Origin of the sequence: Blattabacterium cuenoti (assembly GCF_014252255.1) — a bacterium.
Taxonomy (GTDB): domain Bacteria; phylum Bacteroidota; class Bacteroidia; order Flavobacteriales; family Blattabacteriaceae; genus Blattabacterium; species Blattabacterium cuenoti_J.
Window position 1 is genome coordinate 382,995 of the sequence record NZ_CP059213.1, and the last position, 24,956, is coordinate 407,950.

General features: G+C 22.0%; 39 protein-coding genes. 2 read left to right on the forward strand and 37 right to left on the reverse strand.

Going from position 1 to position 24,956, the window contains the following annotated elements:
• Positions 1–126: 126 nt before the first annotated feature.
• Positions 127–1,038, reverse strand: coding sequence for a cysteine synthase A (gene cysK / locus H0H41_RS01780; protein WP_185872004.1), 912 nt, complete (start codon positions 1,036–1,038; stop codon positions 127–129).
• 11 nt (positions 1,039–1,049) lie between these two features.
• A complete protein-coding gene (locus H0H41_RS01785; protein ID WP_185872005.1) occupies positions 1,050–1,874 on the reverse strand; it encodes a serine O-acetyltransferase in 825 nt (274 codons plus the stop codon).
• Positions 1,875–2,518: 644 nt separating this feature from the next.
• On the opposite strand from H0H41_RS01785, the gene H0H41_RS01790 reads away from it, so the two are divergent.
• Positions 2,519–3,742, forward strand: a complete 1,224-nt coding sequence (locus tag H0H41_RS01790; protein ID WP_185872006.1) for an NADP-dependent isocitrate dehydrogenase — start codon at positions 2,519–2,521, stop codon at positions 3,740–3,742.
• A gap of 8 nt (positions 3,743–3,750) precedes the next feature.
• Here the strand turns inward: H0H41_RS01790 and H0H41_RS01795 are convergent, their stop codons facing one another.
• The 5 genes from H0H41_RS01795 to menB all read right to left on the reverse strand — a co-directional run bounded on the left by H0H41_RS01795 (position 3,751) and on the right by menB (position 8,361).
• Positions 3,751–4,821 (reverse strand): acyl-CoA synthetase family protein, encoded by a 1,071-nt coding sequence (locus tag H0H41_RS01795; protein ID WP_185872007.1) that lies wholly within the window; start codon positions 4,819–4,821, stop codon positions 3,751–3,753.
• A 10-nt stretch (positions 4,822–4,831) separates the two neighbouring features.
• Positions 4,832–5,854: an enolase C-terminal domain-like protein gene (locus H0H41_RS01800; protein ID WP_185872008.1), complete on the reverse strand. Its 1,023-nt coding sequence runs from the start codon at positions 5,852–5,854 to the stop codon at positions 4,832–4,834.
• 71 nt (positions 5,855–5,925) lie between these two features.
• Positions 5,926–6,621: a metal-dependent hydrolase gene (locus H0H41_RS01805; RefSeq protein WP_185872009.1), complete on the reverse strand. Its 696-nt coding sequence runs from the start codon at positions 6,619–6,621 to the stop codon at positions 5,926–5,928.
• Between the two features lie 4 nt (positions 6,622–6,625).
• The gene (gene menA / locus H0H41_RS01810) at positions 6,626–7,534 is read right to left on the reverse strand and encodes a 1,4-dihydroxy-2-naphthoate octaprenyltransferase (RefSeq protein WP_185872010.1); all 909 of its coding nucleotides are present in this window, start codon (positions 7,532–7,534) and stop codon (positions 6,626–6,628) included.
• The gene (gene menB, locus H0H41_RS01815; protein WP_185872011.1) at positions 7,531–8,361 is read right to left on the reverse strand and encodes a 1,4-dihydroxy-2-naphthoyl-CoA synthase; all 831 of its coding nucleotides are present in this window, start codon (positions 8,359–8,361) and stop codon (positions 7,531–7,533) included. Before menB ends, menA begins: the two co-directional genes overlap by 4 nt.
• A 23-nt stretch (positions 8,362–8,384) precedes the next feature.
• Here menB and H0H41_RS01820 point away from each other — a divergent pair, with 23 nt between their 5' ends.
• Complete coding sequence (locus H0H41_RS01820; protein WP_223843721.1) at positions 8,385–8,861, forward strand: hypothetical protein; 477 nt, start codon at positions 8,385–8,387, stop codon at positions 8,859–8,861.
• Here H0H41_RS01820 and H0H41_RS01825 read toward each other — a convergent pair.
• The 30 genes from H0H41_RS01825 to rpsJ are packed head-to-tail and all read right to left on the reverse strand — an operon-like array spanning position 8,842 to position 24,954.
• Positions 8,842–10,092 carry an SLC13 family permease gene (locus tag H0H41_RS01825; protein ID WP_185872012.1) on the reverse strand — a complete coding sequence of 417 codons (1,251 nt, stop codon included), beginning with the start codon at positions 10,090–10,092 and terminating at the stop codon, positions 8,842–8,844. The genes H0H41_RS01820 and H0H41_RS01825 overlap by 20 nt on opposite strands.
• Before the next feature lie 53 nt (positions 10,093–10,145).
• Complete coding sequence (gene eno, locus H0H41_RS01830; RefSeq protein ID WP_185872013.1) at positions 10,146–11,435, reverse strand: phosphopyruvate hydratase; 1,290 nt, start codon at positions 11,433–11,435, stop codon at positions 10,146–10,148.
• A complete protein-coding gene (rplQ, locus tag H0H41_RS01835) occupies positions 11,428–11,862 on the reverse strand; it encodes a 50S ribosomal protein L17 (RefSeq protein WP_185872014.1) in 435 nt (144 codons plus the stop codon). The genes eno and rplQ overlap by 8 nt, the downstream gene beginning before the upstream one ends.
• A 29-nt stretch (positions 11,863–11,891) precedes the next feature.
• Positions 11,892–12,887: a DNA-directed RNA polymerase subunit alpha gene (locus H0H41_RS01840; protein WP_185872015.1), complete on the reverse strand. Its 996-nt coding sequence runs from the start codon at positions 12,885–12,887 to the stop codon at positions 11,892–11,894.
• A 51-nt stretch (positions 12,888–12,938) separates the two neighbouring features.
• Complete coding sequence (rpsD, locus tag H0H41_RS01845; RefSeq protein ID WP_185872016.1) at positions 12,939–13,547, reverse strand: 30S ribosomal protein S4; 609 nt, start codon at positions 13,545–13,547, stop codon at positions 12,939–12,941.
• Positions 13,548–13,557: 10 nt separating this feature from the next.
• The gene (gene rpsK / locus H0H41_RS01850; RefSeq protein ID WP_185872017.1) at positions 13,558–13,935 is read right to left on the reverse strand and encodes a 30S ribosomal protein S11; all 378 of its coding nucleotides are present in this window, start codon (positions 13,933–13,935) and stop codon (positions 13,558–13,560) included.
• Positions 13,936–13,944: 9 nt separating this feature from the next.
• Positions 13,945–14,325, reverse strand: coding sequence for a 30S ribosomal protein S13 (gene rpsM / locus H0H41_RS01855; RefSeq protein WP_185872018.1), 381 nt, complete (start codon positions 14,323–14,325; stop codon positions 13,945–13,947).
• Between the two features lie 18 nt (positions 14,326–14,343).
• Positions 14,344–14,460, reverse strand: coding sequence for a 50S ribosomal protein L36 (rpmJ, locus tag H0H41_RS01860; protein WP_185872019.1), 117 nt, complete (start codon positions 14,458–14,460; stop codon positions 14,344–14,346).
• Positions 14,461–14,495: 35 nt separating this feature from the next.
• Positions 14,496–14,711, reverse strand: a complete 216-nt coding sequence (infA, locus tag H0H41_RS01865; RefSeq protein WP_012840793.1) for a translation initiation factor IF-1 — start codon at positions 14,709–14,711, stop codon at positions 14,496–14,498.
• Between the two features lie 42 nt (positions 14,712–14,753).
• Positions 14,754–16,154, reverse strand: a complete 1,401-nt coding sequence (secY, locus tag H0H41_RS01870; RefSeq protein ID WP_185872020.1) for a preprotein translocase subunit SecY — start codon at positions 16,152–16,154, stop codon at positions 14,754–14,756.
• A gap of 9 nt (positions 16,155–16,163) precedes the next feature.
• The gene (gene rplO, locus H0H41_RS01875; RefSeq protein WP_185872517.1) at positions 16,164–16,619 is read right to left on the reverse strand and encodes a 50S ribosomal protein L15; all 456 of its coding nucleotides are present in this window, start codon (positions 16,617–16,619) and stop codon (positions 16,164–16,166) included.
• 13 nt (positions 16,620–16,632) lie between these two features.
• Positions 16,633–17,136 (reverse strand): 30S ribosomal protein S5, encoded by a 504-nt coding sequence (rpsE, locus tag H0H41_RS01880; RefSeq protein WP_185872021.1) that lies wholly within the window; start codon positions 17,134–17,136, stop codon positions 16,633–16,635.
• An 11-nt stretch (positions 17,137–17,147) separates the two neighbouring features.
• Positions 17,148–17,471 (reverse strand): 50S ribosomal protein L18, encoded by a 324-nt coding sequence (gene rplR / locus H0H41_RS01885; protein WP_185872022.1) that lies wholly within the window; start codon positions 17,469–17,471, stop codon positions 17,148–17,150.
• A gap of 14 nt (positions 17,472–17,485) precedes the next feature.
• Entirely contained in the window at positions 17,486–18,031 is a 546-nt protein-coding gene (gene rplF / locus H0H41_RS01890) for a 50S ribosomal protein L6 (protein ID WP_185872023.1), read from the reverse strand.
• Positions 18,032–18,052: 21 nt separating this feature from the next.
• Complete coding sequence (gene rpsH, locus H0H41_RS01895) at positions 18,053–18,436, reverse strand: 30S ribosomal protein S8 (protein WP_317168636.1); 384 nt, start codon at positions 18,434–18,436, stop codon at positions 18,053–18,055.
• Between the two features lie 13 nt (positions 18,437–18,449).
• Positions 18,450–18,719, reverse strand: coding sequence for a 30S ribosomal protein S14 (rpsN, locus tag H0H41_RS01900; RefSeq protein WP_185872025.1), 270 nt, complete (start codon positions 18,717–18,719; stop codon positions 18,450–18,452).
• A 1-nt stretch (position 18,720) separates the two neighbouring features.
• Positions 18,721–19,269, reverse strand: a complete 549-nt coding sequence (gene rplE / locus H0H41_RS01905) for a 50S ribosomal protein L5 (RefSeq protein WP_185872026.1) — start codon at positions 19,267–19,269, stop codon at positions 18,721–18,723.
• Between the two features lie 27 nt (positions 19,270–19,296).
• On the reverse strand, positions 19,297–19,566 hold the full coding sequence (gene rplX, locus H0H41_RS01910; RefSeq protein WP_185872027.1) for a 50S ribosomal protein L24: 270 nt from the start codon (positions 19,564–19,566) through the stop codon (positions 19,297–19,299).
• An 18-nt stretch (positions 19,567–19,584) separates the two neighbouring features.
• Positions 19,585–19,956, reverse strand: a complete 372-nt coding sequence (gene rplN, locus H0H41_RS01915; RefSeq protein ID WP_185872028.1) for a 50S ribosomal protein L14 — start codon at positions 19,954–19,956, stop codon at positions 19,585–19,587.
• A gap of 15 nt (positions 19,957–19,971) precedes the next feature.
• Positions 19,972–20,247, reverse strand: coding sequence for a 30S ribosomal protein S17 (gene rpsQ, locus H0H41_RS01920; protein ID WP_185872029.1), 276 nt, complete (start codon positions 20,245–20,247; stop codon positions 19,972–19,974).
• On the reverse strand, positions 20,244–20,432 hold the full coding sequence (gene rpmC / locus H0H41_RS01925; RefSeq protein ID WP_185872030.1) for a 50S ribosomal protein L29: 189 nt from the start codon (positions 20,430–20,432) through the stop codon (positions 20,244–20,246). Before rpmC ends, rpsQ begins: the two co-directional genes overlap by 4 nt.
• Positions 20,429–20,848: a 50S ribosomal protein L16 gene (gene rplP / locus H0H41_RS01930; protein WP_185872031.1), complete on the reverse strand. Its 420-nt coding sequence runs from the start codon at positions 20,846–20,848 to the stop codon at positions 20,429–20,431. The genes rpmC and rplP overlap by 4 nt, the downstream gene beginning before the upstream one ends.
• Positions 20,849–20,863: 15 nt before the next feature.
• Entirely contained in the window at positions 20,864–21,559 is a 696-nt protein-coding gene (gene rpsC, locus H0H41_RS01935; RefSeq protein ID WP_185872032.1) for a 30S ribosomal protein S3, read from the reverse strand.
• Between the two features lie 8 nt (positions 21,560–21,567).
• Positions 21,568–21,939 carry a 50S ribosomal protein L22 gene (gene rplV, locus H0H41_RS01940; protein WP_185872033.1) on the reverse strand — a complete coding sequence of 124 codons (372 nt, stop codon included), beginning with the start codon at positions 21,937–21,939 and terminating at the stop codon, positions 21,568–21,570.
• A gap of 6 nt (positions 21,940–21,945) precedes the next feature.
• Positions 21,946–22,230, reverse strand: a complete 285-nt coding sequence (rpsS, locus tag H0H41_RS01945) for a 30S ribosomal protein S19 (RefSeq protein WP_185872034.1) — start codon at positions 22,228–22,230, stop codon at positions 21,946–21,948.
• A gap of 9 nt (positions 22,231–22,239) precedes the next feature.
• The gene (gene rplB, locus H0H41_RS01950) at positions 22,240–23,064 is read right to left on the reverse strand and encodes a 50S ribosomal protein L2 (RefSeq protein WP_185872035.1); all 825 of its coding nucleotides are present in this window, start codon (positions 23,062–23,064) and stop codon (positions 22,240–22,242) included.
• A complete protein-coding gene (gene rplW / locus H0H41_RS01955) occupies positions 23,064–23,354 on the reverse strand; it encodes a 50S ribosomal protein L23 (RefSeq protein WP_185872036.1) in 291 nt (96 codons plus the stop codon). The genes rplB and rplW overlap by 1 nt, the downstream gene beginning before the upstream one ends.
• Positions 23,355–23,392: 38 nt before the next feature.
• Positions 23,393–24,022: a 50S ribosomal protein L4 gene (gene rplD / locus H0H41_RS01960; protein ID WP_185872037.1), complete on the reverse strand. Its 630-nt coding sequence runs from the start codon at positions 24,020–24,022 to the stop codon at positions 23,393–23,395.
• Complete coding sequence (gene rplC / locus H0H41_RS01965; protein ID WP_185872038.1) at positions 24,019–24,645, reverse strand: 50S ribosomal protein L3; 627 nt, start codon at positions 24,643–24,645, stop codon at positions 24,019–24,021. The genes rplD and rplC overlap by 4 nt, the downstream gene beginning before the upstream one ends.
• Before the next feature lie 3 nt (positions 24,646–24,648).
• Positions 24,649–24,954 carry a 30S ribosomal protein S10 gene (gene rpsJ / locus H0H41_RS01970; protein ID WP_185872039.1) on the reverse strand — a complete coding sequence of 102 codons (306 nt, stop codon included), beginning with the start codon at positions 24,952–24,954 and terminating at the stop codon, positions 24,649–24,651.
• Between the last annotated feature and the right edge of the window lie 2 nt (positions 24,955–24,956).

A 24,956-nucleotide genomic window follows, 5' to 3' on the forward strand; every position in this document is an offset into this window, starting at 1 on the left:
TTTTTTATTAGGTTAATAACTAATTTTATTATATAATTGTATATATTAATTTTTATTAATTTATTAAATTATTAATAAATAAAAAAAATTTAATCAAAACATTATAATCAATTACTTTTTTTACCATTAAAAAAAAAGATTTTCAACTGAAAGATATCTTTCTCCAGTATCATAATTAAACGTTAATATTATAGATTTTTCAGAAAATTGAGGTAATTGTTTATTTATAGCAGATAAAACTGCTCCTGTAGATATTCCAACAAGAATCCCTTCTTTTTTTGCTATTTTTCGAACAAAAGAAAAAGCTTCTTCTTTAGAAACTAAAAAAGTTCCATCTAATATTTTTTTATTTAAAATAGAAGGAATAAATCCTGCACCTAATCCTTGTAAAGAATGTGGATGTGGTGTACCTCCAAATATAACAGGAGATTCCAATGGTTCTACAGAAAAAATTTTTATATTTGAAAATTTATTTTTTAATATTTCTCCTATTCCAGTTATATGACCTCCAGTTCCAACTCCTGTAATAAAATAATCTATTCCATCAGGAAATGCTTTTATAATTTCTTGTGCAGTTGTATTTTTATGAATATTAATATTAGATATATTATCAAATTGTTTTGGCATCCATGAATTAGGAATAATATCAATAAGTTCTTCTGCTTTTTTAATAGCTCCTTTCATTCCTTTTTCTTTTGGAGTTAAAACAAATTTTGCTCCAAAAATAGAAAATAATTTTCTTCTTTCAAGACTCATAGATTCTGGCATAACTAAAATCAAACGATAACCTTTTACAGAACAAACCATAGATAATCCAATTCCTGTATTACCAGACGTTGGTTCTATAATAATATCTCCTTGTTGAATTATTTTTTTTTGTTCTGCATCTTCAATCATAGATAAAGCAATTCTATCTTTGATACTTCCTCCTGGATTATTTTTTTCTAATTTTATCCAAACTTTATGATTAGGATACAATTTTTTAAGACGAACATGGGGGGTATTTCCAATAGTTTGTAAAATACTATCAACTTTCATTTTTTTTTTTTTTATATCATAAAATTAATAGGATCAGGAAAAGTACTATTATTTCTCATTTTTATTTCACTTTTTTGATACACTATAGAAAAAGGTGGAATACTTTTTGTTAACCAAACATTACCTCCAATAACACTATCATGACCTATTATAGTTTCTCCACCTAAAATAGTAGCTCCAGCATAAATAGTAACTTTATCTTCTATAGTAGGATGACGTTTTTTATTTGATAATTTTTTATTTACAGAAATAGCTCCTAGAGTAACTCCTTGATATATTTTTACTTTATCTCCTATTTTTGTACTAGATCCTATAACTATTCCTGTTCCATGATCAATTGCGAAAGAACTTCCTATTTTTGCAGATGCATGAATATCTACTCCTGTTTTACTATGTGCATATTCTGTAATTAATCTAGGAATAATTGGAATATTTTGAATCCATAATTGATGAGCTATTCTATATAATGCAGTAGCAAAAAAACCAGGATAAGAAATAAAAATTTCTTCTATAACTGTTGCGGCTGGATCAGATTCTAATATAGCATAAGCATCTATTATTAATGTTTTATAGATATTAGGAATTTTTTCAAAAAATTTTTTAGAAAGATCTTCAGAATTTTTTTTATCAAAATTTAATTCAATAAAAATTTCATATAAAAAATATTTTAATTTATTGTAATATTTTTCTAATAAAAATGTATTATTAATAATAATTTGATCTGGAATAAATAAAAAATTAAATAAAGATTCCACAAAGTCTTCAGACTTTTTTTTACTAGGAAAATGATTTCTTTTTTTATTATTTTTAAATATTGTATTTAAAAAATCTAACATTTAATTTAAAATTTTGATTATAGAATAATCTTTCCACCAACAGTATTCATTTCTATAATTTTTATTAAATTTAAAAAAATAAGTATATTATATATAACATTTTATATCTATATTTAAAAATCCTTCTATAAAGTCTATAAAGAATAAAGAATAATAAATAATAAAAAATTTAGAAAAAAAAATTATTTATTTTATAATTTTCAATTTCTAATCAACATAAATAATATAATATTTTATTAAATCATATTTAAAATACCATACAAAATTTTTTTGTGAATTCTTTTTAAGAAATTTTTTTTGGTAAAAAACAAAATTGTATTCTATTTTTTATATTATCATAAAATATATTAGATACATTTTTTGGTAAAATTTTTTTAAAAAATTTTTAATATCTCCTCTACGAGAGTAGATTTTCTTTTTTTTGAAAAGATCATATAAACATTTCTTTGATAAATTTTTCCATTTTATATTTTTTATTCAAAAAAAAAAAAACCTTTGAATGATTCAAAATGATTCAAAGGTAACATATTTTTATATACTAAATGTAGTATACATTTATATACTATATACACTATAGTACAAAAATATAAGAATTTCTTTTATTATATTATACTTAAAATGTAATATTATTTTAATAATTTTTTATGAAAAAAATAAAAGTACATAATCCTATAGTAGAAATGGATGGAGATGAAATGGCTAGAATTATATGGAAAGATATTAAAAAATATTTTATTTTTCCTTATTTAGATATAAATATTATATATTTTGATTTAGGAATAAAAAATAGAAATATTACTAATGATCAAATAACTATAGATGCTGCTAATGCTATAAAAAAATATAATGTTGGAATTAAATGTGCAACAATAACTCCAGATGAAAATAGAATGAAAGAATTTCATTTAAAAAAAATGTGGAAATCTCCGAATGGAACTATACGAAATATTATTAATGGAACTATATTTAGAGAACCTATTATAATTAATAATATACCTCGTATAATAAAAAATTGGAAAAAACCTATATGTATAGCTCGACATGCTTATGCCGATCAATATAAAGCAATAGATTTTTTAATTAAAGAAAAAGGTGATTTATATATTTATTTTATTCCAGATAATAATAAAAATCAATCTCAAAAATTTAAAATACATCATTTTATAGGTCCTGGAATTGCTATGGGAATGTATAATACAGATAAATCTATCTATGGATTTGCTCATTCTTGTTTTAATTATTCTATATATAAAAAATGGCCTTTATTTCTATCTACAAAAAATACTATATTAAAAGAATATGATGGTAGATATAAAAAAATATTTCAAAATTTATATGAAAATGAATATAAATCTAAATTTGAAAATTTAAAAATTACTTATGAACATCGTTTAATAGATGATATGATCGCACAAACGATAAAATCTAATGGAGGATTTATATGGGCTTGTAAAAACTATGATGGAGATGTTCAATCTGATTGCATTGCTCAAGGATTTGGTTCATTAGGAATGATGACTTCAATTTTAATGACTCCAGATGGAAAAACTTTAGAATCTGAAGCGGCTCATGGAACTATAACTAGACATTATAGATTATATCAAAAAGGACAAAAAACTTATACAAATCCTATTGCTTCCATTTTTTCTTGGACTAGAGGACTTAAACATCGTGCCTTTTTAGATAAAAATAAAGATTTAAAACATTTTTCTGAAAAAATAGAAAAAGCATGTATTAATTTCATAGAATCTGGAAAAATGACTAAAGATTTATTTCAAATAATGAATAAAAATCAAAAAAAACAAAATTATTTAGATACAAAAACATTTTTTAAAGAATTAAAATTATTTTTTGATAAAATAATATGACAATATAATTATATTTTCATTTTTTTAATTAATTTTTTCATAATTTTTTTTCTATTAAATTTTCCTAATGTTGTTTCTATAAAACTAGGAATAAAAAAAATATTTTTTGGTTTATAAAATTTATTTTTTTCATTAAAAATATTTTCTGGAATTTTCAATTGAAAAGGAGGCCCTTCAATAATTAATACTATTTTTTCTCCAAAAATTTTATCTTTTATTGAAGAAATAAAAAATCTTTTATGAATAGGAATAAAAAAACTAATATTTTTTTCTATTAATTCAGGAATAATTTTAATTCCTCCACTATTAATAATATTATCATATCTTCCTATCCATAAAAATTCATTATTGGATTTCATAGAAACAATATCATTTGTTTTTATAAAAGAATCCATAGAATATGAAAAAAAAATTTTTAAACAATTTCTTTTATCTATACTTAAATGAATATCTTTAAATGATTTATAATAAATAGATTTATTAAATCCATTAATTTTTCTTATAGCTATATTACCTAAAGTTTCTGTCATTCCATAAGTTGAATAACAAATTGTAGAAATATTTTGTAATTTTTTCTCTAAAAAATTAGATATTTCTCCTCCTCCTATCAAAATCATTTTAATATATTTTAAATATTTAAGACTAAAAAAAACTTGCATAGGAACCATTGATGTAATATCAAAATATTCTTTAATATTTTTTAAAGGATTAGATGATGGAGGAATACAATAAATTTTCCACTTAAAAATAATAGCACGTATTAAAAACATTTTAGATGCTATAAAATTTGGAGATAAACAAAACAATCCTTTAATTCCTTTTTTTTTTAATTTTAAAAATTTTACAGTTGTTATAGCTCTTTTAAAAAAAAATTTTTTTTTAAAAAAAAATTTTTTAGGAATACCTGTTGTTCCAGAACTAAAAATAGTTAATGTAGATTCATTATTATACCAATTCTTTAAAAAAGATAAAATAGAATTCTTCCATTCTAAATTTTCTTTAAAATATTTAAAATCATTAAAAATATTATTTAATACATTTTTAGAAGAAAAATCTATCCAGATTCCATATTTTATCATTATTTTTTTTTTAAAAAAAAATATTCCATTTTAAAAATGGATTATACCAAATTTTTCCTTTTTTAATTTCTAAAGAAGAAATCCAATTATTAATATATAAAATTCCTGTATTTAATCCATGATTACAATTTTTATATCCATATTTTTTATTTATAATAAAAGTCCATTGAGAAATAGCATTAATACCAATATTACTTTCTAAAGAAGAACTAATACACCATTTAATATTTCTTTTATTAGCTTCTAATATCCATTCTTTACATCCATAAAATCCTCCATTTACACTAGGTTTTAAAACTAAATATTGAGGATTAATAATATCTAATAATTTTTTTTTATTTTTTAATTTAAAAATTCCTTCTAATTCTTCATCTAATGCTATAGGTAATTTTGATTCTTTACATATTTTTGACATTTTTTTCCAATTTCCAGATATAATAGGTTGTTCTATTGAATGAATTATATTTAAATCATAAAGTTTATTTATATAATATAAATATTTTGTTGTTTTATCAAAACAACCATTTGCATCTACACGTATTTTTATAAAAGGATATTTTTTTTTTATTTTTTTTAAAATTGAATATTGATAATCAAAAAGATTAAAACTAATTTTTATTTTTAAAAATAAAAATCCTTCAAAAATTTTTTTTTTTATTTTTTTTATAACATTATTTTTATTTTTAAAATCATTAATCCATATTAAATCATTTATAGGAATACCTTGTTTACCATTAGTAAATGAAGAATTATATAATATAGGAAATTGATTTTTTAAACTTAAAAATGCTTGTTCTAATCCAAAAAAAATAGATGAATATGAAATATATTTATAATAGTAATACATTTCTATTTTTTTTAAAAAAAAAACTTTTTTTAGAATATTTTTTAATTCTTTTTCAAATTGATTAAAATTTATTAAACATAATTTATCTAATAATGGATTACATTCTCCTATTCCTATTTTATTATTTTTTTTTAAAATAATAAACCAAACAATATTATTAGAAAAAACTCTATAAGAGTTAGACATTTTTTTTTTAAAAAAAAATTTTTTTTTTTAAAAAAATATTTAATTTTTCTTTTTCCATAAAAAATATAAAATTATATATATATAAACTCTCCAAGTTCTAATAAAATTAATTCTTTTCCTTTTTTATAAAAACTTTTTTTAGCTTCATTTTTATTTATTTGAATCTCTTGAAAAGTATTATAATGTACTCCTAATATTTTTTTACATTTTAAAAAATTTGAAGCAATAATAGCTTCTTCTATATCCATAGTATATCTACCTCCTATTGGTAATATAGAAATATTTAATGGACCAAAATTAGGAATAATTTTCATTTCATACATTAATGATGTATCTCCAGATATATATAAATTACCTTCATTTGTATGTAATAAAAATCCACCAGGATTTCCTCCATAAGTTCCATCAGAAAAAACACTAGAATGAGCCGCCCAAACATATTTTAATTTTCCAAAAGGAAAAAAAATAAAAGAACCATAATTAATTCCATATGTCTTTATTCCTTTTCTTTCAAAATAATTAGCAATTTCATAATTAGAAATTACTAAAACATTATGAAATTTTTTTGCAAAAAATTCAACATCACATACATGATCATAATGTGCATGAGTAATAAGTATATAATCTAATTTTTTTATATTATTAATATATTTTATATAATCTTTTTTTTCAAAAAAAGGATTACCAGAAAAAAAAGGATCTATTAATAAATATTTATTATTTATTTTTAATAAAAATGTATTATGAGTAAAAAAAGTTATTTTCATTTTTTTATAAAAAATTACTAATTCCTATACTTAATCCATATAAAAAAACTATTAAAATTAGTCTTTTTATTTCTAAATTAAATAAATTTTTTTTTGATAAAAAAATTATTCTTTTAATATGAAAAATTAAAAAAATAACAATTAATATAAAAAAAATCCATTGATAAATAGTTTTTTGATTTAAAAAAATAAAAAATACTCCTAATAAAATGGAAATTAATATAGAAATTATATGATATATTTTTGCTTTTTTCATACCTAAATACCCTGCCATAGTATATTTTCCATTTTCATAATCATTATCCATATCTCTCATATTATTAATATTTAAAACAGATACATTTAATAATCCTATAGATAAAGATAATAAAAAAATATCCATATGTAAAGTATGTGTATATAAAAAATAACTTCCTATTACCGAACATAATCCAAAAAAAATAAAAACAAATAAATCTCCCATTCCTACTATATATCCATAAGGATATGGTCCAATAGAATATTTAATAGAACTATAAATACAAATAATAATTCCTATAATATAAAATAAAAAAAGAAAAAAATTTTTATATGAAATACTTTTATATATTAGTAATATACCTGATAAAAAAGAAAGTATAGAAAATAAGTAAATAGCTATTTTCATTTCTAATAAAGAAATTAATCCAGATTGAATTGTTCTTTTAGGTCCTATTCTTTTAGAATTATCGACCCCTGTTATACTATCACCATAATCATTAGAAAAATTAGATAATATTTGCAATAATAAAGCTGTAATAATACATAAAATATATATAGTAAAATTACTATTTTTTACTCTAGATTTAGATATTAAAAAACTTAAGGTTATTCCAGAAAAAGATAAAGGTAAAGTATATAAACGAGATGCATAAATCCAATATTTTATTTTCATAAAAATTTTTTAAATTTTTTAAAATTAGGATCCCTTTTTTCTAAAAAAGCTTTTTTACCTTCTTGAGATTCTTCCATTAAATAAAACATTAAAGTAGCATCTCCTGCTAATTGCATTAATCCATGTTGTCCATCTAATTCCGCATTTAAACATCTTTTTATCATTCTTAAAGACATTGCACTTCTTTTTTGTATTATTTTACACCATTTTATGGTTTCTTTTTCTAATTCATTTTTATTTACAACTTTATTTATTAATCCCATTTTTAATGCTTCTTTTGCTGTATATTTTTTACATAAAAACCACATTTCTCGTGTTTTTTTTTGACCAATATGACGAGCTAAATAAGAACATCCAAATCCTCCATCAAAAGAACCAACTTTTGGTCCAACTTGACTAAATATAGCATTATCAGATGCAATAGTTAAATCACAAACAACATGTAATACATGTCCTCCTCCTATAGAATAACCATTTACCATAGCTATAACAGGTTTTGGAATTTCTCTTATTTTTTTGTAAAAATCTAATATATTTAATTTTGTAACTCCATCTTTATCTAAATATCCTCCTAATCCTCTTGTTTTTTGATCTCCTCCAGAACAAAAAGATTTATCTCCATATCCTGTTATAATTAGAATATCTATATCTTTTCGATTATAACATATGTTTATTGCATTTATCATTTCATCAACTGTTTCTACACGAAATGCATTATGACACCATGGTCTATTTATTATTATTTTAGATATTCCTTCCCAAAAAAGAAATAAAATATCTTTGTATTTTTTGATTGGGATCCAATCTATTTTAGATGTATAATTCATAAAAAAAAATAAATTAAAAATTGATGTTTATTTTTACATTTTTACAAAATAAAAAATTTTTTTATTATGTTATAATGTATCGTAATATATTATCAGTATTTTTAGGAGTAATAATAAGTATTATAGAAATACTTTATTTTATAAAAATTATAAAAAGATGGTTTTTAAAAATAAAATTTATTCCATTAAATAAATTAAAATATATTTTTTTTAAAGCTCCTACTGAATTTTTTTTAATTTTAATTTTTTTTTATGCTTTTAGTGCTTTATTAGGAGGTTTAATTACTGCTTTTTTTGTAAAAAATGCAAAAATTGCTTATGCTATATTAACTGGATTTATTTTATTTTTAATAGCATTATTTCATATATTTTTTTATCCACTTCCTTTATGGTTTAAAATAATAATACTTCCACTTTTTTTACCTTTTTCATATTTAGGAGGATATTTTATAGAAATTATACAAAAAAAAATAAATAAAATTAAATTAATAAGAAAATAAATCCAGATATATAACCAATTAAAGCTATCCAACTAATTTTTTTTAAATACCAAAAAAAATCTACTTTTTCCATACTCATTGCAGCAACTCCTGCAGCAGACCCTATAAGAAAAATACTTCCTCCTGTTCCTGAAACATAAGCAATAAAATGCCATAAATCATGATCAATTGGATAAGAAAACATAGCAATAGTAGCCGCAACTAAAGGAACATTATCTATAATAGAAGAAATTAATCCGAATATAAAAGTTGTTATTTTCCATGTATAAAAAGTTTCATTAATTAAATGAGATAACCTATATAATATACCCAATGCTTCTAAAGCAGATACTGAAAGTAAAATTCCTAAAAAAAATAAAATACTAGAAAAATCCAATTTTTTAAAAATATCTTCTATAGAATATTTTGATTTATATTTATAATTTTTAACTATACAAAGAAGAATTGCTAAAGAAAACATCATACCCATATATGGTGGTACACCTGTTATAGTTTTAATAATAGGAACAAGTAACATTAAAAAAAAACCTATTTTTAACATAAAAAAACCTTTTTTAAGGTTATCTTTTGATAATTTATTTTCTTTTATTTTAAATAATCCATTAAAAATAGATGCATAAGATGCTATTAAAGTAGAAAAAAACATACATAATATAGAAGGAATAAATATTTTTTTAAAAAGATAGAAAGTAGTTACTTTATTTGAAATCCATAACATTGTAGTAGTTATATCTCCAATTGGAGACCAAACACCTCCTGCATTAGCAGATATTACTACTGTGCCTAAATAATATAAACGTTCTTTATAATTAATGATTGTTTTTCTTAAAAGAGAAATTAATACTATAGTTGCTGTTAAATTATCTATTATAGCTGATAATAAAAAAGAAACTAAACTTATTATCCATAAAAATTTACGTTTTGTATTTGCATGCAATAATTCTTTCAAAGCTTCAAATCCAGAATATTTTTCAATCACAGAAATAATAGTCATAGCTCCAATAAGAAAAAAAATAATTTCAGAAGCTTTTCCTAAATGAAATAATAATAAATATTGAGGATTTTTTTTAATTAATAAATGTTGATCTAATTCATAAACAGGAAGATTAAAAAACATAATGAATGACCAACATATGACGGACATTAAAATAGATGGAATAACTTTATTTAAAGAAAATAAATTTTCAAGAGTAATAAATAAATATCCTAATATAAAAATTAAAATTACCATTAATTATTAATTCATCATTACCATTACCTTGATAAAATATTCATATCATTTTATTATGTATAATTCCATTCTGAATAACAAGAATATTTTCCTAATACTTCCTCAATTCGTAATAATTGATTATATTTTGAAATTCGTTCAGAACGACAAATAGAACCAGTTTTAATTTGTTCAATATTAAATGCAACAGTTAAATCAGATATAAAAGAATCTTCTGTTTCTCCAGAACGATGAGATATAATATTTTTATATTTATTTTTTTTAGCTAAATTAATTGTTTCAATTGTTTCTGTTAATGATCCTACTTGATTTACTTTTATAAGAATAGAATTTGCTACTTTTTTTTGAATTCCTTCATTTAATTTATAAGTATTAGTTACAAAAAGATCGTCTCCTACTAATTGAACTTTATCTCCTATTTCATCTGTTAATAATTTCCATCCTTCCCAATCATTTTGATCCATTCCATCTTCAATAGATATAATAGGAAACCTTTTAATTAAATAAGATAAATAATTAACATGTTCTTTTTTAGATTTTTTATAATTTTCTTTTTTATTTTCAAATTTAGAATAATCATAATATTTATTATCTAAATAAAATTCAGAAGCAGCACAATCTATAGCTATACCTATTTGATCATAAGGTTCATAATTAGCCATATGTATAGCTTCTAATATATGATTTAAAACATCTTCTATTCCATTAAAATTAGGAGAAAATCCACCTTCGTCACCTACACTTGTAGATAATCCTTCTTTTTGTAAAAGATTTTTTAATTGATAAAAAACTTTATGTCCCATTTGAAGTGCTTCTAAAAAAGTATTAGCCTTAATAGGAACTATCATAAATTCTTGAAAAGCTATAGGAGCATTAGAATGTCTTCCTCCATTTACAATATTAATTAAAGGAATTGGTAATTTATTTGTATAAATTCCTCCTATATATTTATATAGTGGTATATTGAGTTCATTAGCAGCAGCTTTTGCTATTGATACAGAAATAGATAAAATAGAATTTGCTCCTAATCTTTTTTTATTTTTTGTTCCATCTAATTCTATCATCAATTTATCAATATAAATTTGATCAAAAATAGATTTACCAATTAATTCAGGAGATATTATGTTATTAACATTATAAACTGCTTTTAAAACTCCCTTTCCATAAAAAAAATCTTTATTATTATCACGTAATTCAAAAGCTTCATTTTCTCCTTTTGATGCTCCAGATGGAACAGAAAAACGTCCAAGAATATTTTTTTCTGTTATTACATCTACTTCTATAGTGGGATTTCCTCTTGAATCTAATATTTGTCTAGCATAAATTTTTTTAATTTTACTCATTTTTAAATATATTTTTTTTTTTACTACGTCTGACAGATTTTTTTCTAATTTTTTTAGATGTATAAATTTTATTAAAATCTACTAATTCAATAAAAGACATAGAGGAATGATCTCCAAGACGAAATCCAGTTTTTATAATTCTAGTATATCCACCACAACGAATGCGAACTTTATCAAAAATATTTTTAAATAATTCTGTAACTGCTGTTTTATCTTTTAAATATAAAAAAATATTTCTCTTAGAATGAGTTGTATTAATTTTAGATTTTGTAATAATAGGTTCTACATATTTTTTTAAAGCTTTAGCTTTAGCTAAAGTAGTAAATATTTTTTTCTTTTTAATCAAAGAAGTAGCTAAATTAGAAAGAATAGATTTACGATGTCCATATTTTCTTCCTAAATGATTATTCTTATTTCTATGATTCATCTATTCTTTTATTCTTTATATTATAATATTTATTTAAATTCTGATATATCCATACCAAAATATAATCCTTTTTCTTTCATTTTACTTTCTAATTCATCTAAAGATTTTTTTCCAAAATTTCTCATTTTTAACATATTATTTCTATTACAATTAACTAAACTAACTATAGTTTCTATAGATGCAGATTTTAAACAATTTTTTGTACGAACAGATAAATCCATATCATTTAAACTAGATTTTAATAAAGTACGCATTCGTAAAAATTCTTCATCATATTTTTTTTTATCTTTGTTAATTTTTTCTTGTTTCTTTTTTTCTATTTTTTCATAAGAAAAAATAGAAAAATATTGTATTAATATTTTAGATGCCTCCATTAAAGCTAATTTTGGACATACAGATCCATCAGTTTTAATTTCTAAAGAAAGATTTTCAAAATCAGTTTTTTGACCAACTCTACAGTTCTCTATTGTATATTTAACATTTTTAATAGGAGTATAAATAGAATCTATAGGAATTATTCCAATTAAATCATGATTACTATTATTTTTTTTATTTTCTTCTGCAGGTACATAACCTCTTCCTTCTTCAATTGTAAAACTAATTTCTAATGGAATAGATTCATCTTTATTACAAATAACTAAATCATTATTCAAAATTTGAAATCCAGAAATAAATTGATTTAAAATATCCCCTGTAACTTTTTTTCCATAAGAAATAGAAGCATTTACTAATTCTTTATTAATTCCTGGAATTTTACGTTTAAAACGAATTTTTTTAAAATTTAATACTATTTCAGTTACATCTTCAATAACACCTTTTATAGTAGAAAATTCATATTTAACTCCTTCAATTTTAATAGAAGTTACCGCAAAACCTTTTAAGGATCCTAATAAAACTCTTCGTAAAGAATTACCTAAAGTAATTCCATATCCAGGTTCTAACGGTTTTAAATGAAATAAACCTTTATTATCTGATAATTCAGATATTGCAATTTTATCAGGTTTTACAAAATCTAAAATAGACATATAAAATAATGAATATACGTATATGGATAATTTAACTTATATTTTTATAATTTATTTTGAATATAATTCAACAATAAATTGTTCTTTAATATTTTCAGGTATTTGTGTTCTTTTTGGCATAATCCTAAATATTCCAAACATATTTTTTTCATCTAAAATTAACCATTCTACTAATGGTCTTTCCTTTTTTTGCATAGAATATAATATAACTGGATGTTTTTTTGATTTATCTTTTATTCCTATTTTATCTCCTGGTTTTAATCTAAAAGATGGAATATTTACTATATTGTCATTAACAATAATATGTCTATGAGAAACTATTTGACGTGCAGAAGATCGAGATGGAGCAAATTTTAATCGAAAAACTATATTATCAAGACGACTTTCACATGCTTGTAATAATAATTCTCCAGTAATTCCTTTTTTTCTTGATGCTTCAAAAAATAATCTTTCAAATTGACGTTCTAATATACCATAAGTATATTTTGCTTTTTGTTTTTCTATTAATTGTATTAAATATTCTGAACGTTTTCCTCTACGACGATTATTACCATGTTGTCCTGATGGATATTTTTTTCTTTCAAAATATTTATCTTCTCCATAAATACATTCTCCAAATCTTCTAGAAATTTTAGTTTTAGGTCCTATATATTTTGCCATAATTATTAAATTATACTCTTCTTCTTTTTGGTGGTCGACATCCATTATGTGGCAATGGAGTTATATCTTTTATCATTGTTACTATAATACCAGAATTACTTAAAGCTCGTATAGCTGCATCTCTTCCAGCTCCAGGACCCTTTACCTTTATTTCTACTTTTTTTATTCCCGAATTTATAGCTTCTTTTGCTACATTTTCTGCTGCCATTTGAGCAGCATATGGTGTATTTTTTTTCGATCCTTTAAAATTCATTTTTCCAGCAGAAGACCATGCTATTACATCACCTTTTTTATTAGTTATAGTTATAATAATATTATTAAAAGTAGATTTAATATGAGCTTCTCCTATAGGATCTACAATTACCGATCTTTTTGATAATTTAGCCATAAATATTTATCATTTTGTAACTTTTTTCTTATTTGCAACAGTTTTTTTTCTTCCTTTTCTAGTTCTACAATTATTTTTAGTTTTTTGACCTCTTAATGGCAATCCTTTTCTATGTCTTGTTCCTATATAACAACCTATATCCATTAATTTTTTTATATTAAATTGTATTTCAGATCTTAATTCTCCTTCAATTTTTATATTATCAGATATAAATTTTCTAATTTTACTAATATCATCATCAGACCAATTTTCAACTTTTTTATTTTCATTAATTCCAATAGAATATAAAATCATTTTTGATAAACTTTTACCTATACCATATAAATAAGTAAGACCTATAACTCCTCTTTTAGATCTAGGAATATCTATTCCTGAAATTCGAACAGCCATATTAAATAAAATAATATATTAACCTTGTTTTTGTTTAAATCTAGGATTTTTTTTATTAATAATTCGTAAACGACCTTTTCTTCTAACTATTTTACAATTATCAGTTCTTTTTTTTAAAGAAGCTTTTACTTTCATAATATTTTTTAATTTATTGTTAATTATTATATTTTTTAATATCTATAAGTTATTCTACCTCTTTCTAAATCATAAGAAGACATTTCTAATCTTACTTTATCTCCAGGTAATATTTTTATATAATGCATTCTCATTTTTCCGGATATATGAGCTTTTACAATACACCCATTTTCTAATTCAACACGAAACATTGCATTTGGAGATGATTCTATAATAATTCCATCAACTTCAATATGTTTCTGTTTAGCCATAAATAATATTTTTTTTTAACATAAATAATATACAAAAAAAAATTATAATCTAATATATTTACTATTATTAGTACGATTTTTTATCATCATTAATCCATCATAATGATAATTTAATAAATAAATATTTACTTGTTGTGAAATATCTAAAATTACTCCCACTACAATTAATAAAGAAGTTCCTCCATAAAATAATGAAAAACTTTGAGTAATACCTATTCGAAATACTATAGATGGTAAAATAGCTATCATGGCCAATAAAAAAGATCCAGGTAATGTAATTTTAGATAAAATATTATCTATGTATTTTACAGTTTCTTTTCCAGGTCTTATTTTTGGAATATGTCCTCCATTTCTTTTTAAATCATCAGCTATTTGATTTACTGGAATTGTAATAGCTGTATAAAAAAAAGTAAAAATTATTACTAATATAGAAATTGTTAAATTATACCATAATCCATAAATATCCTGAAAAAGATGTAAAAAATTTTTAATTTTTATATTTTTGATATAATCAAAAAAAGTTAATGGAAAAAGCATAATAGCTTGAGAAAATATAATAGGCATAACACCAGCAGAAACCATTTTTAATGGAATATATTGATGTTTTTTATGAATTAATTTTGAACTACCTAATTCTAAAGATTTATAATAAGAAACATATTGTACTGGAATTTTTCTAATAGCTTGAATAATTATAATAGAAAATAAAATTACTAATAACCATAATAAAAATTCAAAAAATAAAATTATCAATCCTCCATTTCTAATTTCTAATTTACTAAAAATTTCTTTGATAATAGCATCTGGAAAACGTGCTATTACTCCAGACATAATTATTAAAGATATTCCATTACCTATTCCTTTATCTGTAATTTTATCTCCTAACCACATAGTAAATAAAGTTCCAGAAGTCAAAATAATTATACCTATAATCCAAAATAAACTTTTTCCATAAAAAGTATCTATATCAATTAAATAAGTTTTATTAACAAAATTTGATGAAAAAGGAATAAATTGTTGAGTTAAAGAAATAAGATATATAGGAGCTTGAAATAAACATATACCTACTGTTAACCATCTTGTAATAAGATTAATTTGTTTTCGACCACTTTCTCCATCTCTCTGTAATCTTTGTAAATTAGGAATAATTATACACATTAATTGAATAATAATAGAAGAAGATATATAAGGCATAATTCCTAAAGCTAAAATTGAAGCTCGATTAAAAGCCCCTCCAGTAAAAGAAGATAAAATTTGCATTAATCCTTTAGATCCTGAATTAAATTTCTCCATAAAATCACTAATTCCTAAAGGATTAATTCCAGGAATAGGTATATAAGAACCAAAACGATATATTAATAATAAACTTAAAGTTATTCCTATTTTTTTTCGCAATTCCTTAATATTCCATATATTACGAAATAATATTAAAAAATTAATCATAATAATTTGTTATTCTAAAAATAGAGCTTCACCTCCTATTTTTTGAATAGATAATAAAGCTTTTTTACTAAATTTAGATGCAAATATTTTTAATGGAGAATGGAGTTTTCCTCTTCCTAAAATTTTTATTAAATTATTTTTTTTAATTAAATTATTTTTTAATAAAATATCTTTATTAACAATATCTTTAATTTTTCCTTGATTAACATAATTTTGAATTGTATCTAAATTAATTAAAGAAAATTTTTTTCGTAAAAAATGTCTCCTAAATCCAAATTTAGGAATTCTTCTTTGAAGTGGCATTTGTCCTCCTTCAAATCCTATTTTTTTAGAAAATCCTGATCTAGATTTTGCTCCTTTATGACCTCTACCACAAGTTCCTCCTTTTCCAGTACCTTGACCTCTTCCTAATCTTAATTTTTTTTTATTAGATCCATTTTTTGGAGATAATTGATTAATATTCATTAATATTTTTTTTTCACCCATTATATACTTTTTTAATAGTTATCCCTCTTTGTTTAGCAATAATATAAACATCTCTTATTTTACTCAATGCTTTTATAGTAGCTTTTATAATATTATGATGATTAGAAGATCCTTTAGATTTTGATAAAACATTTCTTAATCCTGCAGCTTCTAAAACAGCTCTTAACGGTCCACCAGCTATAATACCTGTACCATCAGATGCAGGTTTAATTAAAATATGTGCTCCTCCATATTTAGCTTCTTGTTCATGAGGAATAGTTCCATTACAAATACAAACTTTACAAAGATTTCTTTTAGCTTGTTCTCCTGCTTTATGAATAGCGTCAGGAGCTTCTTTTGATTTACCAAATCCATATCCTACTAATCCATTTTCATTTCCTTTAATAACAATAGCGCTAAAACTAAAATATCGTCTTCCTTTAGTTACTTTACAAACCCTTGTAACTCCAACTAATTTTTCTTTTAATTCTAATCCTGAATATTTAATTCTAGACATTATTTTTATATTTAAAATTCTAATCCAACTTCTCTAATACCATCAGCTAAAGATTTAATTCTTCCATGATATAAATATCTTCCTTTATCAAAAACTAGTTTTTTTATTTTTAAATTTTTTATTTTATTACCTATTAATTTTCCAACATCATTAGATAATTCTATTTTTGTTTTTTTATAATTATTAAATATTTTATCTTTTGAAGATGATGAAATCAAAGTATTTCCAGTATTATCATCTATAATTTGAACATAAATTTCTTTATTACTTCTAAAAATAGAAATTCTAGGTCTATCTAATTTTCCAAAAATTTTTTTAAATTTTTTTTTTTTCATTTTTTTTATAAAAATTAAGCAGATTTTCCTACTTTTCTACGAATTTTTTCTTTTAAATATTTTATTCCTTTTCCTTTATAAGGTTCTGGAACTCTGAAAGATCTAATTTTAGCTGCTATTATTCCTAATAATTGTTTATCATAAGATTTTAAAACTAAAATAGTATTTTTTCCTTTTTCAGATTTTATTTTTATATCAATTTCTTTAGGAATTTGCATCATTATATTATGAGAAAACCCTAGATTTAAATCTAAAATATCTTCATTATAAGAAGCTCTATATCCAATTCCTACTAATTCTAATTCTTTTATAAATCCTTTTGTAACTCCTATAATCATATTTTTAATTAAAACACGATATAATCCATGTAAAGATTTAGATGTTTTATCTTCTTGATATCTAGTAATTATTAATTGATTTTCATTCAAATTTAATTTAATTTTTTTAGATATTTTTTGAATTAAAGACCCTAAACTACCTTCAACTAATATTTTTTTATCAATTATTTTTATATTTACATTTTCAGGAATCAAAATAGGTTTTTTTCCAATTCTAGACATTTTAAAAATAATTTATTAATATTAATATACATAACATAATATTTCTCCTCCTATTCTTTTTTTTCGTGCTTGTTTATCTGTTATAACTCCATAAGAAGTAGACATTATAGCAATACCTAACCCATTTAATACACGAGGAATATTTCTATATTTACAATATTTTCTAAGTCCTGGTTTACTTATTCTAATTATTTGTTGTATAACAGATGTTTTTCCTTGATAATATTTTAAAGCTATTTTAATTTTATTATTTATTATTTTATGACCTAAAATATATCCATTTTCTAACAAAACATTAGAAATTTCTTTTCTTATTTTAGAAGAAGGACTTTCTAAAAACTTATGTTTTGCTAAACATGCATTTCTAATTCTGGTTAAAAAATCAGCAATCGTATCCATGATAATATTTTTTAATTTACTACCAACTCGCTTTTCTTATTCCAGGAATAAGACCTTGAGAAACTAAATTTCTAAAAACGATACGAGAAACACCAAATTTACGCATATAACCTCTACACCTTCCAGTAATAGAACATCGATTCCTTAATCGAACAGGAGATGCATCTCTAGGTAACTTTTGTAAAAGTTCATAATTTTTAGATTTTTTTAACATTTTTCTTTTATTTGCATATTTTATTACCATTCTTTCTCTTTTTTTTTGTCTTGCCTTAACTGATTCTTTAGCCATTTTAATTTTTTTTAAAAGGTATTCCAAAAAAAGACAAAAGGTCTTGAGCTTCTATATCATTTTTAGACGATGTCACAAATGTAATATTCATTCCCATATTTTTTTTAATTTTATCAATATTTATTTCAGGATAAATTATTTGTTCCATAATACCCATATTATAATTTCCATATCCATCAAAACTACTTTTTTTTACTCCATTAAAATCTCTTACTCTAGGTAATGAAACAAAAATTAATCTTTCTAAAAATTCAAACATTTTTATTCTACGTAAAGTAACCTTTACTCCTATAATCATTCCTTTTCTAAGTTTAAAACCAGATTCATCATGTTTAGAATAACAAAAAATAGCTTTTTGTCCTGTTATATCTGTTATTTCTTTCATAGAAAAATCTATTATTTTTTTATCAGAAACAGATAATCCAATTCCTTGATGAACTACTATTTTTTCTAATTTAGGAACTTCCATAACAGATTTATATCCAAATTTTTTAATTAAACTTGGAACTATTTTTTTTTTATATAAATTTTGTAATTTAGATTGATACATTATTTAATATTCATTAATGATTGTATTTTATTTATTTTTTAAATCATCATTATTTATAATAGGGGCTTCTTTTTCTTCATTTATTTTTTTTAAATTTGATATATGAATAGGGGCTTCTTTTTCTATAATTCCTCCTTTTGGATTTTTAATATTAGGTTTTAAATGTTTTTTTACTATATTTAATCCACGTACAATTGCTTTATTTTTTTTAGAAAAAATTTTTAAAATAATACTTTTATTCCCTTTATAATTTCCTGATAAAACTAATACTTTATCATTTTTTTTGATTTTATTCATAGTATTTATAAAAAATAGTTATAAAACTTCTTGTGCTAAAGATATAATTTTCATATATTCTTTTTCTCTAAGTTCTCTTGCTACAGGACCAAAAACTCGAGTTCCTATCATTTCTTTAGAATCATTAATTAATACACAAGCATTATCATCAAAACTTATATAAGATCCATCTTTTCTTTTTTTTCTAGTTTTTGTTCTAATAATTACAGCTTTATAAATTTGTCCTTTTTTAACTATATTTCCTCCAGGAATAGCTACTTTAACAGTAACAACTATAGAATCTCCTAAAGAAGCATATCTTTTTTTAGTTCCACCTAATACTCTAATAATTAAAACTTCTTTTGCTCCCGTATTATCTGAAACCTTACAAATAGATTCTTGTTGCAACATAAAAAATAATAATAATTATTTAGATTTTTCTAATATAGAAACCAACCTCCAACATTTATTTTTACTTATAGGGCGTATTTCCATAATGTTAACTTTATCTCCATTTTTAGAAATATTTTTTTCATCATGTACCATATACTTTTTTTTTTTTGTAATACTTTTTCCATAATATTTATGTTTTATTTTTTTTACCTCAGATACTATAATAGTTTTATTCATTTTATCACTTATAACTATTCCCTGTTTTTGTTTTCTATTATTTCTAATGATTTTTTTATTTTTTTCTATCATTTATTTTTTTTATTTAACTCAGTTTTTAACTGAGCAATTTTTTTTCTTAATTCTTTAATTAACATTGGATTTTTATGATTTTTAATAAAATGAGAAAATTTTATATTTTGATAATTATTTTCATAAATTTTAATTTTTCGAATTAAATCATTACTTGATAAATTTTTTATTTCTAAATTTTTCATAAAAGAATTTTATTAGAAAAAATAAATTTCATTTTAATAGGAAGTTTTTGAGAAGCTAATCTTAAAGCTTCTTTTGCTATATTCATTTCTACTCCATCAATTTCAAATAAAATTCTTCCAGGTTTAACTACAGAAACCCAAAATTCAACAGGGCCTTTCCCTTTTCCCATTCGTACTTCTTGTGGTTTTTTTGTAGCCGGTTTATCTGGAAAAACATTAATCCATAATTGACCCTCCCTTTTCATATATCTAGTAGCGGCTACTCGTGCAGATTCCAATTGTTTAGAACTAATCCAAGCTCCTTCTAAAGCTTTTATACCATATAAACCTCTAGAAAGAAAAATTCCTTTATTAGAATTTCCACGAATTCTACCTTTTTGTTGTTTTTTATATTTTGTTTTTTTAGGTTGAAGCATAAATAAAAATATATACTATTTCTTTTTTCTATAAATATTTTTGTATCCTCTTTGTTTTTTTTGTATTCCTAATAAAGGAGATAATTCTCTTTTTCCATATACTTCTCCTTTCATTATCCATATTTTAACTCCTATACTACCATAAATTGTATGAGCTACTTCCATGTGATAATCTACATCAGCACGAAAAGTTCCAAGAGAAATTCTTCCTTCTTTATAAATTTCACATCTAGCCATTTCTGAACCATTCAGTCTTCCAGAAATTTGAATTTTTATACCTTGAGCATTCATTCTCATAGCAGAAATAATAGATAATTTAATTGCCTTTTTATATGAAATTCTATTTTCTAATTGTCTTACTATTCCTTTAGCAACTAATGGAGCATCTAATTCTGGTCGTTTCACTTCAGAAATATTAATTTGAACTTCTTTTTTAGTAAGTTTTTTTAATTCTTTTCTAACTGTATCTACTTCATCTCCTCCTTTACCTATAACAAGAGCGGGTCTTGATGTTCGAATAGTAATAGTTATAAATTTTAAAGTTCTTTCAATAAAAATACGAGAAACTATACCTTTTGGTAATCTTGCTATTATATATCTTCTTACCTTAAAATCTTCCTGTATTCTATCTTTATAATTATTACACCAACTAGATTGCCATCCTGTAATAATTCCAAGACGATTAATAATCGGATTTGTTTTTTGTCCCATATTAAAAATTATATTTTTTTTCTTTTTTCCAAAAGAACTATAACATTACTTGATTTTTTTCTAATTCTATGACCTCTTCCTTGAGGAACAGGTCGTAACCTTTTTAAGGTTTTTCCTTGATTTACTCTAATTTCTTTTATATATAATTCATTTTCATTTTCCAAATGAAAATCATTATATTTTTTTTTCCAATTAGATAATAAAGAAAGAAGTAATTTTTTTAAAAAAAAAGATATTCTTTTCTTATTACTATATGTTAATATATCTAAAGCTTTTTGAATTTCTCTATTTCTAATTAAATCAACTATTAATCTTATTTTTCTCGGAGAACTTCTAACTCCATTTAAAGAAGCTGAAGCTATTCCATTTATTTCTTTCATATTACATCAGTTCTTTATTTTTAATTTATTTTTAGATCCAGAATGCCCTTTAAAAGTACGAGTAGGAGCAAATTCCCCCAATTTATGTCCAATCATATTTTCAGTAATATATACATTTATAAATTGTTTACCATTATGAACAGAAAATGTTTGTCCTACAAAATCAGGTAAAATTGTAGATGGCCTAGACCAAGTTTTAATTATAATTTTTTTATTTAATTTTAAATTATTAAGTACTTTTTTATACAATTTATGAGATACATATGGACCTTTTTTTAAAGATCTTGCCATAATTAAAATTTATTTTTTTCTTCTTTGTAAAATATATTTATTAGAATATCGTTTTTTAGAACGAGTTCTAAATCCTTTAGAAGGGATTCCTTTTCTACTTCTTGGTATTCCTCCAGATGCTTTACCTTCACCTCCTCCCATTGGATGATCTACAGGATTCATAGCTACACCTCTAGTTCTAGGTCTTCTTCCAAAATGTCTTTTTTTACCTGCTTTTCCATATGTTTCTAATTGATGATCTATATTAGAAACAACACCAATTGTTGCCATACATGTTATCATAATAATTCTTATTTCTCCAGAAGGTAATTTAATAGTAGCATATTTTTTATCTTTTGCAAATAATTGTGCAAAAGAACCTGCACTTCTAGCTATTTTAGCACCTTGACCAGGATTAATTTCTATACAAGAAATATTAGTACCTAAAGGTATCTCACTTAAAAAAGTAGAATTTCCTATATGAAAAGGTATATTATTTCCAGAAATAATTTCCTGTCCTATTTTAAATCCCTCCATAGTAATAATATATTTTTTTTCTCCATCTTTATAATGAAGTAAAGATATAAAAGATGATCTATTAGGATCATATTCTATAGATTTTATAATAGCAGGAATTCCAAATTTTCTTCTTTTAAAATCTATTTTCCTATATTTTCTTTTATGACCTCCTCCAAAATAACGCATAGTCATTTTTCCAGTATTATTTCGTCCTCCAGATTTTTTTTTACCTTTAATTAAAGTTTTTTCCGGATGATTTATTGTAATATGATCAAAACAATTTACTATTCTAAAACGTTGTCCAGGCGTAATAGGCTTTAATTTTCTAGTTGACATTAAATTTCTTTTTTATTAAAAAAATCAATTTTTTGATTTTCTTTAAATTGAATAATAGCTTTTTTTATTTTATTTGTTTTTCCATAAATAAATCCTTTTTTAGTATATTTAGATTTATCTTTTTTAGGATAAATCATACTTCTAACATTTTTTACTGAAAATCCAAATATTTTTTTAATTTCTTTTTTTATTTGAATTTTATTACAATTCACATTTACATGTAAAATATAACAATTTTTTTTTTTAAAATTTTCTGATTTTTCTGTAAAAATAGGTTTAATAAAAATCATAATCTATAATTTAGATATTTATTTATATATTTTATTTTTTATATAGATAAATATTTATTAATTGTTTTTATTGAATTTTCAAAAAAAATAATATATGGAAAATTTAATAATGAAAAACAATCTAATTCATTCACATTTAATAATTTTAAATTTTCTAAATTTCTAGATGATAAATACAAATTTTTATTTTCTTTTCCAATTACTATTAATAATTTTTTATTTTTTAATTGTAGTGATTCTAATAATTCTAAAATTAATTTAGTTTTTGGAGTTTTTAATTCAAAATCTTCAATAATTTTTATTTGATTTTGTATTAATTTTTGTTCAATAATAAATTTTTTTGTTATATTTTTAGTATATTTATTTAATTTTAAAAAATAAGTTCTTGGTTTTGGTCCAAAAACTCTTCCTCCTCCTCTAAAAATAGGATTTTTAATATTTCCTTTTCTAGATCCGCCAGTACCTTTTTGTTTATGTAATTTTCTAGTACTTCCAGATAATTCTCCTCTCTCCTTAGATTTATGTTTTCCATGACGTTGAGCCAATAAATACCTTTTAATTTCTAAATATAAAGAATGATTATAAGATTTTTTTAAAAAAATTTTTTCATCAAATTCTACTTCTTTATTAGTAAAATTCCCTTTAGTATCTAAAATTATTAATTTCATTTTTTTTTATTAATCATCAAATATGAATTTTTAGTTCCTGGAACTGATCCTTTTAAAATAATCAAATTTTGATAAGTATCTATTTTTAATATTTTTAAATTTTTAATAGTAACACTTATGTTCCCCATTCTTCCAGCCATTTTTTTACCTTTAAAAACACGCGACGGGTTAGATCCTGCTCCTATTGATCCAGGAGCTCTTAATCTATTATGTTGACCATGACTTTTTTCTCCAACACCTGAAAAATTATGTCTTTTCACAACTCCTTGAAATCCTTTACCTTTAGAAATTCCTTTAATATTAATTAATTCTCCTTCTTGAAAAAGATCTACACTAAATTTAGTTCCTAATTCTAAATTAGTAATTGAACTTACTTTAAATTCTAATAATTTTTTTTTTGGAGACAATTTAGATTTTTTAAAATGACCTAATAAAGGTTTATTAGTTTTTTGAATTTTTTTATCATCAACTCCAAGTTGAATAGAAAAATATCCATCATTTTTTATTGTTTTTATTTGAATGATATAACAAGGATTGACTTTTATAACAGTACAAGGAACATTTATTCCATTTTTTAAAAAAATACTTGTCATTCCTATATTTTTTCCTATTAATCCCAACATTTTTTATACTTTTATTTCCGCTTCAACTCCACTAGGCAATTCTAATTTCATTAATGCATCTACTGTTTTTGATGACGCATTATGAATTTGTAAAAGTCTTTTATGAGTAGGAAGAAAAAATTGTTCTCTTGATTTTTTATTTACATGTGGAGAACGTAATACTGTAAATATTTTTTTTTCAGTAGGTAAAGGAACAGGTCCATTTAATACTACTCCTGTAGGTAAAACTGAATTAACAATTCTTTCTGCCGATTTATCTAATAAATTATAATCATAAGATTTTAATTTTATTTTTATATTATGACTCATAA